Here is a 14,849-nt window from a genome sequence, read left to right as displayed (position 1 = left end):
ATGTAGAAATGTGCTGTATCTCATTGCAGTATATCTTGAAACAAAAACGGGACCATCAAGGTCCCGTTTTTATTGTGCCGCAGAAGATTACTCGGCGGTGGCGGCTGCTTTTTTAGGCGCTGCTTTCTTCGCTGGCGCCTTCTTGGCCGCCGGCTTTTTAACCGCGGCGGCTTTGGCCGGAGCCTTCGCCGCGGCGGCCTTCTTGGCCGGCGCTTTCTTCGCTGGCGCCGCGCCTTCCGCCGCACCGTCCGCGCCCTCGTCCGCTACTGCGGCCGCTTTGCCCTTGGCGGGCGCTTTGGCCTTGCGCTCTTCGAACTCGAAGCTGATCTTGCCGTCCTTGCCCTTGGTCAGGAAGGCCTTGAACGGACGACGGGTGCGCTGCGAAACAAAGCCCGGCAGCAAATCGGTCTTGCCTTCGTTGAGCAGCTTGGCCATCTGCTCCGGCAGGATCTCCTGTTGCAGGATGATGCGGCCGCTGCGGAAGTCGCACGTCTTCGGCTTGGCGACGCTGTTTTCGCAAACATAGGCCAGGCCCATCTCGTACACGCCACCAGCGCACTTCGGGCAAGGGCCCAAGGCGGTCTGGCCGGTGAAGTCGACCGGCTCCGCATCTTCCGAATCGTCGTTCTGGCCGAAGTCGAACTCCAGCTTGAAGTTCTTGATCTCCTCGTCGCGCACGATGCGCAGGATGGCCGCGAACGGACGTCCCATCTTCGAGCGGAAGCCTTGCAGCGGGCCGATGGTTCGGTCCTTCAGCAACTGCTCCACTTCCTCGATCTCGAACTGGCGGCTGCCCGGCGTTTTGCTCATCGAGAAATCGCACTTGGTGCAGGCGAAGCGGCGATAGTTTTCCTTGACCACACTGCCGCAGTTCGGACACGGCGTGTGCAGGGTGTGGTAATCGCCCGGGATCGTATCGTTGTCATATTCCTTGGCGCGCTTGACGATGACCTGCGTCATCTGGGCGATCTCACGCATGAACTCTTCACGCGAGATCTTGCCCTTCTCCATCTGCGACAGCTTGTATTCCCACTCGCCGGTCAGCTCCGGCGCGGTCAGTTCGTTCACGCCCAGGCCGCGCAGCAGCGTCATCAGCTGGAACGCTTTCGCGGTCGGCATCAGCTCGCGGCCTTCGCGCAGCAGGTAGCGCTCGGTCAGCAGACCCTCAATGGTGGCGGCGCGCGTCGCCGGCGTGCCCAGGCCCTTGCCGGCCATCGCGTCGCGCAGCTCGTCGTCCTCGACCAGCTTGCCCGCGCCTTCCATGGCCGACAGCAGCGTCGCTTCCGTGTAGCGTGCAGGCGGCTTGGTGACCAGGCCGTTGGCGTTGACGCCGTCGGTCAGCACCTTCTCGCCCTTGGCGACCGGCACCAGGTTGCCGTTGGCATTGCCTTCCTTGTCGTCGTCGGTCGACGCTTCCTTGCCGTAGATCGCCAGCCAGCCCGGATTGGTCATGACCTTGCCTTCAGTCTTGAACTGATGGCCGGCCACTTCGGTGTAGCGGGTGGTGACCTGGAACTCGGCGGGCGGGAAGAACACGGCCATGAAGCGGCGCGTGACCAGGTCGTACAGCTTCTGTTCCGGCTCGGACAAATTCTTCGGCGCGATGGTGGTCGGAATGATCGCGAAGTGATCCGAGATCTTGGTGTTGTCGAAGATGCGCTTGTTCGGCTTGACCCACTTCTTGTCCAGGATCTGCTTGGCGAACTGGTGGTAGTTCGGATTCTCCTTGACCACTTCCAGCGCCTGCATCACAGTCGGCATGTAGTCTTCCGGCAGGTGGCGCGAATCGGTACGCGGGTAGGTCAGCACCTTGTGCTTCTCGTACAGCGCCTGCGCCAGGCCCAGCGTGTTCTTGGCCGAGAAGCCGAAGCGCGAGTTGGCCTCGCGCTGCAGGCTGGTCAGGTCGAACAGCGCGGGCGCCATCGACGTGGTCGGCTTGGCTTCCTCGGTGACGTTGCCCTGCTTGCCGCGCACGGCCAGCGCGATGGAGTCGGCCGCGGCCTTGCTCCACAGGCGCTCGGCGCGCTTCTCGGGGTCGGTCTCGTCCTTCTTGAACTTGGTGTCCAGCCAGCGGCCTTCGTAGACGCCGGCCGCGCAGACGAACTCGGCGCGCACTTCCCAGAAGTCGCGCGCCACGAATTTCTTGATCTTCTCTTCACGCTCGACCACGATCGACAGCGTCGGCGTCTGCACCCGGCCCACGGTGGTCAGGTAGAAGCCGCCCTCTTTCGAGTTGAACGCGGTCATCGCGCGGGTGCCGTTGATGCCGATCAGCCAGTCCGCCTCGGAGCGGCAGCGGGCCGCGTCGGCCAGCGGCATCATGTCCTCGTCGCTGCGCAGGTGGGTGAAGCCTTCGCGGATCGCGCCCGGCGTCATCGATTGCAGCCACAGCCGCTTGACCGGCTGCTTGGCCTTGGCGTTCTGCGCGATCAAACGGAAAATCAGCTCGCCTTCGCGGCCCGCGTCACATGCGTTGATCAGGGTGGTGACGTCTTTACGCTTGATGAGCTTGTTGAGCACCTTGAGGCGCGCCTCGGTCTTGGCGATCGGGTTCAGCGCGAAATACGGCGGAATCATCGGCAGGTGGGCAAAGCTCCACTTGCCGCGCTTGACGTCGTGCTCTTCCGGCACGGCGATCTCCAGCAAGTGACCGACGGCGGAGGACAGCACGTACTCGTCGGATTCAAAGTACTCATCGTGCTTGGTGAAGCCGCCAAGCGTCTTCGCGATGTCGTTCGCGACAGAAGGCTTCTCGGCGATGATGAGGGTTTTGGTCATATTTTGTATCTCGTTTTTTAACACTTGGGGTGGGTGCAGCATGCGCATCATACATGGATCGCGTCGCAGTCTGCACTTTTGCGTCGCCGAAGGCAAGGCCGGCACGTGACAGTCTTGTCAAAGCGCCAATGATAAGCGCGTTGTCGGCCAGTCTGCAAGCAAACAGCGCAGGACTGCGGCAATCCGGCCTCTCGCGCAGCCGATTGTTGCTTAATTCGTTGCTTTAAAGGAAGCGCGGGCCTGCGGCCGCATAGATTAGTGCAACAGGCGGGGCGCCTGGTCTTCGTCGGAACCGAACAGATCGTCGAACATCAGCGCGTCCGGCTCCTTGCCTTGGCTCCAGAGCAACATCAGGACGATGACCTTGAGCTTGCCCTGCGACACCGGCGCCTCTTCCAGCGCCAGCGCGCGCTCGACGACGATTTCGCGCTGCAGCGGCGTGAGCACCTTGGCCGATTCCAGGAACTGGATGAAGCCGATGGCGGCCGGCCCCAGCACGTCCTGCTCCTCCTCCACGTAGAAACGGGTGCCGGTGGAGGCCGCGGTCAGCGTATGTTCCACGCCGGCCATGGCGGTCAGGTCGGTCAGCCAGACCAGCGCCTCGGAAATCTCGACATCGTCAAAACCGACAGCCGACAGTTTCTTGGCCAGTGCCGCCGGTTCAGGGCAGGCATCGGGACGGTAGTAAGTCTCGTAGAGATAAACAAGGATGTCGAACATGGCTCTACTCTATCAGCTAAAACAGATGGCGCACAAGTGCCGAACAGATCGCCTTTTTTTCAGGCATTTAAGTTCGCAAACGCTGGAACATGCCACCCGGCAAACGCTCGACCAGGCCGGCCAGCTCCAGCGCCAGCAACTGCCCCTGCAGCTCGGCGGCGGACTGGTTCAGGCGCAGCGCCAGCAGGTCGGGCGCGGCCGGATGCTCGCCCAGCGCGGCCAGCACGCGGTCGACGAAGCTGTCGTCCAGCGGCGGCCGGCTGCCGGGCGCGCCGGGCGCCAGCAGGCGCAGGTCGGTCAGGATGTCGGCGGCGGACTCGACCAGCTTGGCGCCGCACTCGCGGATCAGCTTGTGGCAGCCCTTGGCCAGCGTGGCGTGGATGGAGCCGGGGATGGCGAACAATTCCTTGCCCTGGTCCCCCGCCAGCTGCGCCGTGATCAGCGAGCCGGACTTGGCGGCCGCCTCCACCACCAGCACGCCACGCGCCAGACCGCTGATCACGCGGTTGCGGCGAGGGAAGTTGTCGCGCAGCGGCGGCGTGCCCAGCGCGTATTCGCTGACGATGCAGCCCTCCTCGGCGATGCGCCGCGCCAGCGCCTTGTTGCGGGCCGGATAGATGCGGTCGGCCCCGGTGCCGATGACGGCGATCGTGCTGCCTTCCCCGTTCAGCCCGCCGGTGTGGGCGGCCGCGTCGATACCCAGCGCCAGCCCGGAGACGATGGTCAGCCCCGCCTCGGACAGCGCCTGCGCCATGCGTTCGGCGTTCAGCACGCCCTGGGCGCTGGCATTGCGCGCGCCCACCACGGCCAGCGCCGGCCGCTCCAGCAGCTCGGCCCGGCCCTTGATGTATATCAATAGTGGCGCGGCGGCGATGTGGCGCAGCGCTTCGGGATAGCCGGGATGGCCGTAGCTCAGCAGGAGGTTGCCCGGCTGCTGCTGCCAGGCCAGCGTGGCGTCCACCAGCGCCGCCAGCGCGGCGGACGGCGCCCGCAGCAGCGCGTCGGCCTGCGCGGGCTTGACCTCGTCCAGCAAGGCGGCGCGCCCGGCGCCGAACACCGCCTCGGGCGTACCGAAGCGCTCCAGCAGCCGGTGCGCGCTGGCCAGGCCGACGCCGTCCGTCATCTGCAAGCGCAACCAGCCGGCCAGCGCGGCGGCGCCAACTGGCTGGAACGGGGTGTTGGGGGTATCCGTGGCTTGCACGGCGCGGCTCACTCCGGCGACTTGGCGACGTCGCCCACTTCCACCGGCGCCGACACCTGCATGATCAAGCCGTAGGAAATATGCTTAAACACGCGGAAGATAAACAAGCTGCCCACTTCCTCGTCCGGCAGCTTGACCTGCTGTTCGCGCATGCCCAGCCAGCTCTTGGCGGCCGTGGCGTCGCTGACAGTCTTCCCCGCATGGTACAACTGCAGCACGGAGCCGATGTCGAGTCCATCAAGCTTTCCGCGATTAATGCTGACCACCTGGTTCTGGCCGGCGTGCGTGACGCCGCCGTAAATGGCCACCACCCGCGCGCCCACCGTCCGCTCGGGCGGATGCGGCACGTAGTTCTGCATCGGCATGGGCGGTATCGCCCGCAGCTGGTCGCCCTTGCCCATCTCCTCCTTGGCGCTGGCGACCACGAAGGTGTGGACGTCGCTGCCGGCGCCGGGCTGGGCTTCGGCCTGCAGTTTCAGCGTGCCGAGGTAGAACGCCTCGTAGCCGATGACGGCCTTGGTGACCGGATCCTTCAACGGGCTGCCGGGACGGAACACCTGGAACGAACTGCCGCCCTTGAGGTCGCCGCGCACATAGGCCTTGTCGTCCTTGCCGAGGAACACATGGCCGTCCTGCGTGGCCACCACGCGCGGCGCGCCGGCCAGCTCGTCGTTCTCGATGATCAGCGGCTGGGTCAAAAAGGGTTCGATCACGCCGGCCGGGATGGACGTCACGGCATCCTTGCCCAGGCCCTGGGTGCGCAGCTGCGGCTTCAGGCGCAGGTCGGACGCGCTGCCGGCGCCGTCGTTGCTGGCGTCGATCTTGTTGCCCAGCCGCAGGCGGCCGGCGGCGCGGTCGAACCAGATGATCTGGCCCGGATAGATCCAGTGCGGATTGGCGATTTCCTCGCGGTTCATGCCCCAGACCGTGGGCCAGCACCACGGGCGTTCCAGGAAGCGGCCGGAAATATCCCACAGCGTGTCGCCCTTGACCACCAGATGCTGGTCGGGCGCGTCGGCGCGGAATTCACATTTGAGTGGGTCGGCGGAAGCCGCCGTCCAGCTTGAAAAAAGCGCCGCCAATACTAAGCGGGTGCCGACTGTGCTAAAATTTTTCATTAGTAGATCCAGTAAATGCGCACACAATTGCGCAGGCACACGCTAGCAAGAAGCGCCCTATCGACGGAAAAGGCTTGCTAAATTGAATCAAATTCTGCCCATAAAACCCTGAACTAGCAAGAGAAACCGCGCAACGGTAGCCGGCGCGGCTGTTGCATTTTTGATCGGGGAAATGAAGGCGGCGACGCCCTCGACGCGGCGCGCGTTATCAAGGCATACACTTAGTTTTCACATAGTTATCAACACAGTTACTGCATATGGCCATCTTAAATATTTTGCGTTACCCCGATCCGCGCCTGCATAAAGTCGCCAAGCCAGTGGCCGTCTTCGACGCCAAGCTGGAACAGCTGGTGGCCGACATGGCCGAGACCATGTACGACGCGCCCGGCATCGGCCTGGCCGCGTCGCAGGTCGACGTGCACGAACAGCTGGTCGTGATCGACATCTCCGAGACCAAGGATGCGCTGGTCGCCTACATCAATCCGGAAATCATCTGGGCCAGCGAAGAAAAGCAGGTCTACGACGAAGGCTGCCTGTCGGTGCCCGGCATCTACGACGGCGTGGAGCGCCACGCCCAGATCAAGGTGCGCGCGCTGGACGTCAAGGGCCAGCCGTTCGAAGTGGAAGCGGACGGCCTGCTGGCGGTCTGCATTCAGCACGAGATGGATCACCTGCTGGGCAAGGTCTTCGTCGAATACCTGTCGCCGCTGAAGCGCAACCGCATCAAGGCCAAGCTGGTCAAGGAAGAGCGCGGCATGGCGCGCGAAGCACAGCTGCGCGCCGCCGGCCGCCGCTTCTAAGCCAGACAGGGAAACCGCATGAAAGTGATCTTCGCCGGCACGCCGGAATTCGCCGCAGTGGCCCTGCAAGCCCTGCACGAGGCAGGCTTTGAAATTCCGCTGGTGCTGACCCAGCCGGATCGTCCGGCCGGACGCGGCATGCACCTGCAACCGTCGGCCGTCAAGCAGTACGCGCTGGCGCAGGGCATCGAGGTGCTGCAGCCGCTGTCGCTGCGCACCGACAGCAAAGACCCGCTGCGCGCCGAGCAGGCGAAGGAAGCGCATGCGCGCCTGCTGTCCACGCCGTACGACGTGATGGTGGTGGCGGCCTATGGCCTGATCCTGCCGCGCGCCACGCTGGACATCAAGCCCTGCCTGAACATCCACGGCTCGCTGCTGCCGCGCTGGCGCGGCGCCGCGCCTATCCACCGCGCCATCGAGGCCGGCGACAGCGAAACCGGCATCACCATCATGGAGATGGAAGAAGGCCTGGACACCGGCCCGATGCTGCTGATCGAGCGCATCGCCATCGGCGCGCAGGACACCACCGGCATGGTGCACGACAAGCTGGCCGCCCTGGGCGGCAAGATGATCGTCGAAGCGCTGCGCAAGATGCAGCACGGCCAGCTGGAAGCCGTGCCGCAGCCGGAGGCGGGTGTCTGCTACGCCGCCAAGATCAGCAAGGAAGAAGCGGCGCTGGACTTCTCGCTATCGGCGGCGGAAATCGGCCGCAAGATCCGCGCCTTCAATCCCTTCCCCGGCGCGCACGGCACGGTCAACGGCGTCAACGTCAAACTGTGGGGCGCCGAAGTGCTGGAAGCCGACAGCAAGGCGCAACCCGGCCAGGTGCTCGCTGCCGATGCGCAGCATGGCATCGTGGTCTCGTGCGGCAGCGGCTCGCTGCGCCTGACCGAGCTGCAAAAGCCGGGCGGCAAACGCCTGCCGGCGGCGGAATTCATCAAAGGCTTTCCGCTCGAAGGCTTGAGCTTCGCCTGATCACGCGGCCGGCGCGCGCCGCCTCTTCCACTATCCAATCCCTGACCACGACCGCATCCGCGCTGAGCGCGCTGCGGGCGATCAGCCAGTATGCGTAAGCGCAGGCCGTTGCCGGCAGCGCGCTGGCCAGCGCCAGCTTGCCCTGTTCCAGCAAGGGCCGCACCAATTCCAGCCGGCCGAGCGCCACGCCCTGCCCCGCCAACGCCGCCTGCACCACCTGATCGTACTGATTAAAGCGCAGCACGCCCTTCGGCTTGGCGCGCCCCGCGCCGGCGCCGCGCAACCACGCCGGCCATTGCAGCCACGGGCGCGACACGTCGTCGAACTCCAGCAGCACCTGCCTGCGCAACTGCGCCACATCCTCGATCGCGGACACCGCCAACGCCGGATGCGCCACCGGCACCAGCGCCTCGCCGAACAGGCGCAGCGCGCCGTCCGGCGCGTCCTGCGGCCGGCAATAGCGCAGCGACAAATCCACCTGCTCGCGCTCCAGGTCCACGAAGCGGTTGCTGGCCGCCACGCGTACATCGATCTGCGGCGCGGCCTGCTGGAAGGCGTTCAGGCGAGGCAGTATCCACAAGGCCGTCACGCCGATACTGGCGCTGATGGTCACCGCCTGGCGCGCATCGCCGGGCCGCAGGCTGGCCACCACTTCGCCCAGCTGCTCCAGCATCGCGTCGGCATGGCGGAACAGACGCCGTCCCTCGGGCGTGAACTCGATCGAGCGATGGCCGCGCACCAGCACGCGATAGCCCAGCGTGGCCTCCAGCGCCTGTATCTGGCGGCTGAGCGCCGATTGCGTCACGCACATGTCCTGCGCGGCGAGCGTGATACTCATGCACCGTCCGACTGCGACCAGACTGCGCAGCAAGTCCAGCGGAGGAAGATCCAAAAGACGATTAGCCATGCCGTGAATGTATCACGCATGCGAATCTGGAATGCGAAACCGCCGGATATATCGTTTGAGCGCGGCACGGCGATCGGATTCAATGGAGCTTTCAGGGAGGAAGCGATGACACACACCACCACCGCCGCGCTGGAGTATCTGTGCCCGACGCCGGAACGTCCGTACACCTATATGTACCCGCCGCCCGACGGCCAGCCGTGGCAGAACGCCAGCTACCAGCGCGTGCCGGTGACGATACGCGACGCCCGCGCCGACGCGCAGCTTTCGCTGGACCGGGAAGGCTATCTGCTGCGCGACGCTCCCAGCGCCGTGCGCGATTTCACGGACAAGGAAGAAGTCGTGCGGCTCTACTATCCCGAAGTGGCCGAGCTGGCCCTGGCGCTGACCGGCGCCAGCCAGGCCTTCGTGTTCGATCACCTGGTACGCAAGCGCATGCCCGGCGCGCCGCAAGCATTCGGCCGCATCGAAGGCCAGCGTCCCGGCGCGGCGGGCCGCGTGCATTGCGACTTCACGCCGGCATCCGCGCGGCGCAGGCTGGAACTTGAACTGCAAGGCGACACGGCGCTGGTCCAGCGCTACAGCATCGTCAACCTGTGGCGGCCGATCCGCCATCCGGTGCTCGACGCGCCGCTGGCCGTGTGCGACGCCCGCAGCGCCACGCCGTCCGACCTGGTGGCCAGCGATATTTTTTATCCCGAGCGGAACGGCGAAATCTACCAGGCGGTGCACAATACGGATCATGCATGGTCCTACTTCCCGGCGATGACGCGCGACGAGGTGCTGGTGTTCAAGCAGTTCGATTCCGCGCCCGGCCCGGTGGCCCGCTACACGCCGCATGCCGCCTTCGAGCACGCGAACGCGCCGCCGGATGCGCCGCCAAGGGAAAGCATAGAAATCCGCTGCCTGCTGATCTATCAAGGGAGATAAGAATGAAGATGGAATTCTGGTTCGACTTCGCCAGCAACTACAGCTACCTGAGCGTGATGCGCATCCGCCAGCTGGCGCCGGACGGCGTGGCATGGCGCCCCTTCCTGCTCGGCCCCATCTTCAAGGAAGCCGGCTGGAACAACTCGCCCTTCGTGCTACAGAAGGACAAAGGCGCCTACGTGTGGCAGGACATGCCGCGCCAGTGCGCCAAGTACGGCCTGCCGTGGCGGCAGCCGTCCACCTTCCCGCGCAATTCGCTGCTGGCCGCGCGCATCGGCATCCTGTGCGAAACGCAGCCGTGGATGACCGACTTCTGCGAACGCACCATGCTGGCCAACTTCGCCGAGGACCGCGACATCGGCAGCGAGCAATGCATGGCTGAGATATTGTCCGCGCTGGGCCAGGATGCCGCAGCCATCCTGCGCGCCGCGCAAGCGGACGAGAACAAGGCCAGGCTGCGCGGGCGCACCGAACAGGCCAAGGCCCGCCACATCTTCGGCGCGCCCACCTTCCTGGTCGGCGACGCCATGTTCTGGGGGAACGACCGGCTGGACGACGCGCTGGCGATGGCGCTCAGTTCACCGCGAAGTTCTTACGGCACGGCGCGCTGACGCTGTCATCCTTCAGCCGCACGCGCAGCGCCAGCAGATCGCTGTGCTGCTGCGCCAGCGTGGCCTGCTGCTCCTCGATCTCGCGCAGGCGGATCTCCGTCAGCGCCAGCGTCTTCGTTTTCGAACACTGCCCGCTTTCCGTGAACATGCCGCGGATGATATCGAGCGAGAATCCCAACCGCTTCGACACCTGGATCATGTGCAGGCGCTCGGTGGCATTGCTGGCGTACTCGCGATAGCCGCTGGCGGTGCGCGAGATCGGCGACAGCAAGCCCTGCTCCTCATAGAACCGGATCGCGGACGGGGTCAGGCCGGTTTTACGGGCCAGTTCACCTATTTTCATTTTTGCCTTGACTCTCAAGTTAGCTTGAAACTTATTATAGATCGGTACTCCAGAGCTTGCTGGCTGGGGGCGCATTAACGATTTATCACTTGGAGTCCCACATGACCGAAGTAATTGACAAACTGAACTGGCGCTACGCCACCAAGAAGTTCGACCCTACCAAGAAGGTGGCCGACGAAAAACTGGAACGCATCCTGGAAGCGATCCGCCTGGCGCCGACCTCCAGCGGCCTGCAGCCGTTCGAAGTCTTCATCGTGACCAACCCGGACATCCGCGCCAAGATCCAGGCCGTGGGCTGGAACCAGTCGCAGATCAGCGAGAGCTCGCACCTGCTGGTGTTCGCGGCGTGGGACGACATCACCGCCGACCGCGTCAACATGATGTTCGACCTGACCAACGAGCAGCGCGGCGTCATCAACGAAGGCTGGGAAGCCTATCGCAAGCAGCTGCTGGGCACCGTGGCCGCGCGCGGCCAGCAGGCCAACTTCGACGCCGCCGCGCGCCAGGCCTACATCGCGCTGGGCGTGGCGATGGTGGCCGCCGCGTTTGAAGGCGTGGACGCCACGCCGATGGAAGGCTTCGATCCGGCCGCCGTCGACGAGATCCTGTCGCTGAAAGAGCGCAAGCTGCGCAGCGTGGTGCTGCTGCCGATCGGCTACCGCCAGCCGGAAGGCGATTGGCTGGTCAACCTCAAGAAGGTGCGCCGTTCGCGCCCCAACCTGATCACCGAGATCGCTTAATCGCGCAGCGATACCACCCGGTCGCCCTCGCCCGGCTTGCAGCCAGCGGCGATGGGCGTCCAGCCGCGATGGATGACGATCTGCTCATCGTCGTGGCATAGCTCCACGCGCACGCTGGCCGGATAGCGCTGCTGCACGAACGCCTCCACCGTCGAGGGCAGGCTGACGCGCAGCTGCATGGCCGAGCGGTCCTCGTCCGGATGGTCGTCCAGATGCAGCAGCGGCACGAAGTGCGACGCCAGCATCAGCAAGCGCGAGCCCACCTGCACCGGCTGCGGCGCGTAGCGCTCATCGCGCAACCAGGCCTGGGCGCGTTCGCGCAGGTCGTCGCCGTCGGTCAGATTGCCCCAGCCGGCGGCCAGCATCTCCATCACCCACTGATTGCAGTTCTGGTAGCGCACACTGAAGGCGTAGGCGCTGGCGCTGTATTTGGCCGCCAGCAGATGCTGCACGCGCGGGCCGTCGAGCAGCGCCGGCCGCAGCGGCGCGATCGCCTCGGCCGGCAGGCGCACGATGGAAACATAGCCCAGCGCCGGATCGTCGGTGCCGAGCGCGAAGCCGGCCAGGCCCTGGTCGAAGATGCGGGGACGGCTTTCATCGCAGGCGTAGTACAGCTGGCGCGCGGACCAGGCGCCGGTGTCCGAACGCCACGCCAGCGCTGCATGCGAGTAGCGGATGTCGAAGCGCGACAAGTCGAGGCCCGAGCGGCTGACCAGCGCCACGTTGTCGCCGACGTCCGCCAGCTCCTCGCGCAGCACGGCGGCAAAGCGCAGCAGGCGGTCTTGTTCGGCGGCGGTGAGCGGCTGGCCGCGGTCGCAGAAGCGCGAAGCGCCGGACGAACCGCCGGCCTGCGCCGCGCCCGCCGCACACAGCGCCGCGCAGGTCAGCGCGGCCAGCGCCAGCGCGCGCAATGGCTTCAAAGAGTGACCGGACGCGAGGCCAGCTCGCCGTACCACTCGTCGGCCAGCACCAGGTAGAACGGCTGGTGCGTGTCGCCGCGACCGAACTCGATGCCGTAGGCGCGGTTCTGCGCGTACATCGCGTCGCCGACGACCAGGCGCTGCTTGTCGAAGGTGACCTGCGGCAGATCGAGCACCACGCGCTGCTGCGGATCGTTGGCCTGCATCGTGATGCGGGTGCGGTCGGCGCGATCCGGCGTGGCGGCGATCTGGATGATGCGGTATTCGCCGTCGGCGACCTTGCGCTTGTCGCCGCCGGAGCTGTTGCTCGAACCGTTCAGCGAATCGGAAATGCTGCCGCTGGACGCGGAGCCGGCGCTCGATGCCGACGAGACGAAACTGTCGGCGTTAGCGTGCAGGGCCAGACCCAGCGCGCCGGCGGCGGCGATCAGGCGGAGTGGGAGGGAGATGTGCATCGGATGTCCTCAATTTTTGCAAACGGCAAGTATAGATGTTTTCAGTTGAACGCGGCGAGCAGCTCGTCCGCGCCGCTGCGGATGCCGGCCTTGGACGCGTCCATCGTGCCCAGGCTGGCCGAGATGTTCATCGGGCTGGGATATTGTTTGGCGATGTAGGCGCTCACCAGCAGGTTGGTGCTGGCGTCGTACAGCTCCACCGCGTAGCTCACCGATCCGGTGAACGCGCCCTCCTTGCCCCGTATGCTTTGCACGATGTTGTACGGGCCGCCGACCAGGTCGAAGCGCGAGACCGTGCTGAGGAAGCGCGTGCTGGATTTGGCGCCGGTCAGCGTCAGCTTCAGGCGCAGCGTTTTCCAGCCGGCGTCCCTGCTGATCCGCAGGCGGCTGCGCAGGCGCGACTCGAACTCGCCCTGCATGTAGGCGGCCAGCATGTCCTTCTCCTCGTCTGTCACCTCCTCGAACTGGCTGTCCTGGCCACGATAGACCTGGACCGGATCGATGATGATGCTCGAATAGTCGCGCAGCGTGACGGCCGTCGAATAACTGTAGGGAACGCGCCCGGTCTTGTCGCCGGCGTTGGGACGCAGCTGGTCCGCCGACGCCAGTCCGCCATACGGAACCGGCTGGGTGCTGGCACAACCGGCGATTGCGCCGCACAGGGCGAGCACGAGGGGAAGCTGCAACTTGAATGAGGAGTGCATGGGATGGCCTTATTTGAGGAGGGAGATTCACAACTGAACGCTTGAGTACAGTATTGGGGTGATCAGCCACTACTGTCAAGCGTGTTTTGCGCATAAAATGTACGACGGGGTTCAGATATGGAGTAGCAATGAAGGTACGTACCGAGGCGCGCCGCCAGGCCATCGTGGAGGCAGCCGACGCGCTGTTTCAGGAAACCGGCTATGAAGGCGCGACGATGAGTGAGGTGGCCAAGCGCTGGGGCGGATCGAAGGTCACGCTGTATGGTTACTTCCCGTCCAAGGAGGCGCTGTTCATGGCGGTGGTGGCATCGTGCGCCACCGGCCACCTGGCCGACGCGACGCGGGAATTGTCTACCGCGCCGACCAGCCTGGCCGGGCTGGAGGCGGCGCTGGAGCATTTTGGCGTGCGGATGCTGGGCGTGCTGGCCAACGACAAGAGCGCGCTGGCGGTGTACCGCATGGTGGTGGCCGAGTCGGGCCGCTCGGACGTCGGCCAGCTGTTCTACGACGCCGGCCCGAGCACGTCGGTGGAGACGCTGGCGGCGGTGCTGGCGGGCGCCATGGAACGGGGCGACATCCGCCGGGCCGATCCCAAGGTCACCGCGCAGCAGTTTCTGGCGCTGCTGACGGCGGAGGCGGACGTGCGCCTGTACCAGCGCAACCCGCCGCCGCTGTCGCAACCGGAAATCCGCGCGATGGTCAAGCGCGCCACCGAAATGTTCTTCGCCGGCGCGACGCCGAGATCTACGCCGGCAGGTTGAAAAACGCCTCGTCGCAAATCTGCGACTCGCGCGGCAGCACCAGGCGGCTTTGGCGCACTTGCCGGTTCCAGTCGTGGTTGGCGCGCTCCAGGTCGGCGCAATAGTAGCTGCGGCCATGGTCCAGGTGCAGGCTGACCAGCGTATGCCGCGCCCGCACGCCGCGCACGCCGAGGTGGTTCAGCCGCAATCCCATGTTCAGGTCGCCGCCTCCGTAGGCCATCCGCTCGTCGAAGCCGCCCACCGCCAGCACATCGTCGCGCCAGGCGCAACTGTTGGAGCCGCTGAAGGCGTTGCGCTGCGTGAGCAGGTCCAGCGCGCGCGCCAGCCAGCGGTTGCGGATCAGCCGGTTCGCGCTCTTGCTGAAACCCGGTATCGCGCGCAGGTAGCGGTAATCGAACAAACTCTGGTCGCGCACCGCCTCCAGCAGGTCGTGCCGCAGGTGGTAGGCTTCCGGGATGCTGACATGGCTGCCGCCCGACAGGAAGATCCCGCGCCGCATCAGCCGCACAAAGTTGGCCACGTAGTCGTCGCGCGGGATACAGTCGCCGTCGGTGAACAGCAGCAGGTCGCCGCTGGCGGCCAGCACGGCGCGGTTGAGGGCGCGGTATTTGCCGAAGCCGCGCTGCTCCTGGTTCTGGTACAGCAGCGGGATGGTCCAGCCGCGCCGCCGCGCCGCCTCCACCGCGGCGCCGATCGCGGGATCGCGCCCGTCCTGCGCGATGATGACCTGATCCGGCCGGCGGCTTTGCATGGCGTAGCCGGTCAGCACGCATTCGAGTTCGCGGCCTTTGCAGTGCGCCGAAATTATGACGGTGATTTTCATCGTGGCGCGCGGTGAATGGAGGGGAGTCCATTCTCGCGGCCCCATGTTGCAGGCCGATTGCGCACT

Annotated in this window: 16 protein-coding genes; 6 read left to right on the top strand and 10 right to left on the bottom strand. The window is 65.5% G+C overall.

Going from position 1 to position 14,849, the window contains the following annotated elements; all coding sequences use genetic code 11:
- Positions 1 to 87: 87 nt before the first annotated feature.
- The 4 genes from AC07WS_RS25760 to AC07WS_RS25745 all read right to left on the bottom strand — a co-directional run bounded on the left by AC07WS_RS25760 (position 88) and on the right by AC07WS_RS25745 (position 5,817).
- Complete coding sequence (locus AC07WS_RS25760; RefSeq protein ID WP_494731805.1) at positions 88 to 2,778, bottom strand: DNA topoisomerase III; 2,691 nt, start codon at positions 2,776 to 2,778, stop codon at positions 88 to 90.
- 255 nt (positions 2,779 to 3,033) lie between these two features.
- A complete protein-coding gene (locus AC07WS_RS25755; protein WP_494731804.1) occupies positions 3,034 to 3,498 on the bottom strand; it encodes a Smg family protein in 465 nt (154 codons plus the stop codon).
- 67 nt (positions 3,499 to 3,565) lie between these two features.
- Positions 3,566 to 4,711, bottom strand: coding sequence for a DNA-processing protein DprA (dprA, locus tag AC07WS_RS25750; protein WP_494731803.1), 1,146 nt, complete (start codon positions 4,709 to 4,711; stop codon positions 3,566 to 3,568).
- Complete coding sequence (locus AC07WS_RS25745; RefSeq protein ID WP_494731802.1) at positions 4,708 to 5,817, bottom strand: LysM peptidoglycan-binding domain-containing protein; 1,110 nt, start codon at positions 5,815 to 5,817, stop codon at positions 4,708 to 4,710. The genes dprA and AC07WS_RS25745 overlap by 4 nt, the downstream gene beginning before the upstream one ends.
- Positions 5,818 to 6,074: 257 nt before the next feature.
- Between AC07WS_RS25745 and def the strand changes: the two genes are divergently transcribed.
- Both def and fmt read left to right on the top strand, forming a co-directional pair.
- Positions 6,075 to 6,617, top strand: a complete 543-nt coding sequence (gene def, locus AC07WS_RS25740; RefSeq protein ID WP_494731801.1) for a peptide deformylase — start codon at positions 6,075 to 6,077, stop codon at positions 6,615 to 6,617.
- An 18-nt stretch (positions 6,618 to 6,635) separates the two neighbouring features.
- Positions 6,636 to 7,592 (top strand): methionyl-tRNA formyltransferase, encoded by a 957-nt coding sequence (gene fmt, locus AC07WS_RS25735; RefSeq protein WP_494731800.1) that lies wholly within the window; start codon positions 6,636 to 6,638, stop codon positions 7,590 to 7,592.
- Here fmt and AC07WS_RS25730 read toward each other — a convergent pair.
- Positions 7,555 to 8,499 (bottom strand): LysR substrate-binding domain-containing protein, encoded by a 945-nt coding sequence (locus tag AC07WS_RS25730; RefSeq protein ID WP_494731799.1) that lies wholly within the window; start codon positions 8,497 to 8,499, stop codon positions 7,555 to 7,557. The two genes, fmt and AC07WS_RS25730, sit on opposite strands and share 38 nt — an antisense overlap.
- A gap of 105 nt (positions 8,500 to 8,604) precedes the next feature.
- Here AC07WS_RS25730 and AC07WS_RS25725 point away from each other — a divergent pair, with 105 nt between their 5' ends.
- On the top strand, positions 8,605 to 9,426 hold the full coding sequence (locus tag AC07WS_RS25725; RefSeq protein ID WP_494731798.1) for a CmcJ/NvfI family oxidoreductase: 822 nt from the start codon (positions 8,605 to 8,607) through the stop codon (positions 9,424 to 9,426).
- 2 nt (positions 9,427 to 9,428) lie between these two features.
- Positions 9,429 to 10,037, top strand: coding sequence for a 2-hydroxychromene-2-carboxylate isomerase (locus AC07WS_RS25720; RefSeq protein ID WP_494731797.1), 609 nt, complete (start codon positions 9,429 to 9,431; stop codon positions 10,035 to 10,037).
- On the opposite strand, the gene AC07WS_RS25715 is transcribed toward AC07WS_RS25720, so the two are convergent.
- On the bottom strand, positions 10,000 to 10,380 hold the full coding sequence (locus AC07WS_RS25715; RefSeq protein ID WP_494731796.1) for a MerR family transcriptional regulator: 381 nt from the start codon (positions 10,378 to 10,380) through the stop codon (positions 10,000 to 10,002). The two genes, AC07WS_RS25720 and AC07WS_RS25715, sit on opposite strands and share 38 nt — an antisense overlap.
- Positions 10,381 to 10,481: 101 nt before the next feature.
- Between AC07WS_RS25715 and AC07WS_RS25710 the strand changes: the two genes are divergently transcribed.
- The gene (locus tag AC07WS_RS25710) at positions 10,482 to 11,120 is read left to right on the top strand and encodes an NAD(P)H-dependent oxidoreductase (protein ID WP_494731795.1); all 639 of its coding nucleotides are present in this window, start codon (positions 10,482 to 10,484) and stop codon (positions 11,118 to 11,120) included.
- Here AC07WS_RS25710 and AC07WS_RS25705 read toward each other — a convergent pair.
- Genes AC07WS_RS25705 through AC07WS_RS25695 form a run of 3 tightly spaced genes read right to left on the bottom strand, consistent with a single transcriptional unit; the run spans position 11,117 to position 13,199 of the window.
- Positions 11,117 to 12,040 (bottom strand): DUF2145 domain-containing protein, encoded by a 924-nt coding sequence (locus tag AC07WS_RS25705; protein WP_494731794.1) that lies wholly within the window; start codon positions 12,038 to 12,040, stop codon positions 11,117 to 11,119. The genes AC07WS_RS25710 and AC07WS_RS25705 overlap by 4 nt on opposite strands.
- On the bottom strand, positions 12,037 to 12,495 hold the full coding sequence (locus AC07WS_RS25700; protein WP_494731793.1) for a hypothetical protein: 459 nt from the start codon (positions 12,493 to 12,495) through the stop codon (positions 12,037 to 12,039). The genes AC07WS_RS25705 and AC07WS_RS25700 overlap by 4 nt, the downstream gene beginning before the upstream one ends.
- Positions 12,496 to 12,536: 41 nt before the next feature.
- Positions 12,537 to 13,199: a DUF3313 domain-containing protein gene (locus AC07WS_RS25695; RefSeq protein ID WP_494731792.1), complete on the bottom strand. Its 663-nt coding sequence runs from the start codon at positions 13,197 to 13,199 to the stop codon at positions 12,537 to 12,539.
- Between the two features lie 128 nt (positions 13,200 to 13,327).
- Between AC07WS_RS25695 and AC07WS_RS25690 the strand changes: the two genes are divergently transcribed.
- Positions 13,328 to 13,960: a TetR/AcrR family transcriptional regulator C-terminal domain-containing protein gene (locus AC07WS_RS25690; protein ID WP_494731791.1), complete on the top strand. Its 633-nt coding sequence runs from the start codon at positions 13,328 to 13,330 to the stop codon at positions 13,958 to 13,960.
- Here the strand turns inward: AC07WS_RS25690 and AC07WS_RS25685 are convergent.
- Positions 13,944 to 14,783, bottom strand: coding sequence for a glycosyltransferase (locus AC07WS_RS25685; RefSeq protein WP_494731790.1), 840 nt, complete (start codon positions 14,781 to 14,783; stop codon positions 13,944 to 13,946). The genes AC07WS_RS25690 and AC07WS_RS25685 overlap by 17 nt on opposite strands.
- Positions 14,784 to 14,849: the final 66 nt, after the last annotated feature.

The sequence above is a fragment of the Duganella sp. GW821-FHT01E12 genome, assembly GCF_059422325.1.
This window is presented reverse-complemented; position numbering and strand designations above follow the sequence as displayed.

Excerpts from the sequence above, each read along its gene's own strand:
- AC07WS_RS25745 (WP_494731802.1), bottom strand. The coding sequence starts at position 5,817 with ATGAAAAATTTTAGCACAGTCGGCACCCGCTTAGTATTGGCGGCGCTT.
- AC07WS_RS25715 (WP_494731796.1), bottom strand. The coding sequence starts at position 10,380 with ATGAAAATAGGTGAACTGGCCCGTAAAACCGGCCTGACCCCGTCCGCG.
- AC07WS_RS25755 (WP_494731804.1), bottom strand. The coding sequence starts at position 3,498 with ATGTTCGACATCCTTGTTTATCTCTACGAGACTTACTACCGTCCCGAT.
- fmt (WP_494731800.1), top strand. The coding sequence starts at position 6,636 with ATGAAAGTGATCTTCGCCGGCACGCCGGAATTCGCCGCAGTGGCCCTG.
- AC07WS_RS25720 (WP_494731797.1), top strand. The coding sequence starts at position 9,429 with ATGAAGATGGAATTCTGGTTCGACTTCGCCAGCAACTACAGCTACCTG.
- AC07WS_RS25700 (WP_494731793.1), bottom strand. The coding sequence starts at position 12,495 with ATGCACATCTCCCTCCCACTCCGCCTGATCGCCGCCGCCGGCGCGCTG.
- AC07WS_RS25730 (WP_494731799.1), bottom strand. The coding sequence starts at position 8,499 with ATGGCTAATCGTCTTTTGGATCTTCCTCCGCTGGACTTGCTGCGCAGT.
- AC07WS_RS25685 (WP_494731790.1), bottom strand. The coding sequence starts at position 14,783 with ATGAAAATCACCGTCATAATTTCGGCGCACTGCAAAGGCCGCGAACTC.
- AC07WS_RS25710 (WP_494731795.1), top strand. The coding sequence starts at position 10,482 with ATGACCGAAGTAATTGACAAACTGAACTGGCGCTACGCCACCAAGAAG.
- AC07WS_RS25695 (WP_494731792.1), bottom strand. The coding sequence starts at position 13,199 with ATGCACTCCTCATTCAAGTTGCAGCTTCCCCTCGTGCTCGCCCTGTGC.
- AC07WS_RS25760 (WP_494731805.1), bottom strand. The coding sequence starts at position 2,778 with ATGACCAAAACCCTCATCATCGCCGAGAAGCCTTCTGTCGCGAACGAC.
- def (WP_494731801.1), top strand. The coding sequence starts at position 6,075 with ATGGCCATCTTAAATATTTTGCGTTACCCCGATCCGCGCCTGCATAAA.
- AC07WS_RS25690 (WP_494731791.1), top strand. The coding sequence starts at position 13,328 with ATGAAGGTACGTACCGAGGCGCGCCGCCAGGCCATCGTGGAGGCAGCC.
- AC07WS_RS25725 (WP_494731798.1), top strand. The coding sequence starts at position 8,605 with ATGACACACACCACCACCGCCGCGCTGGAGTATCTGTGCCCGACGCCG.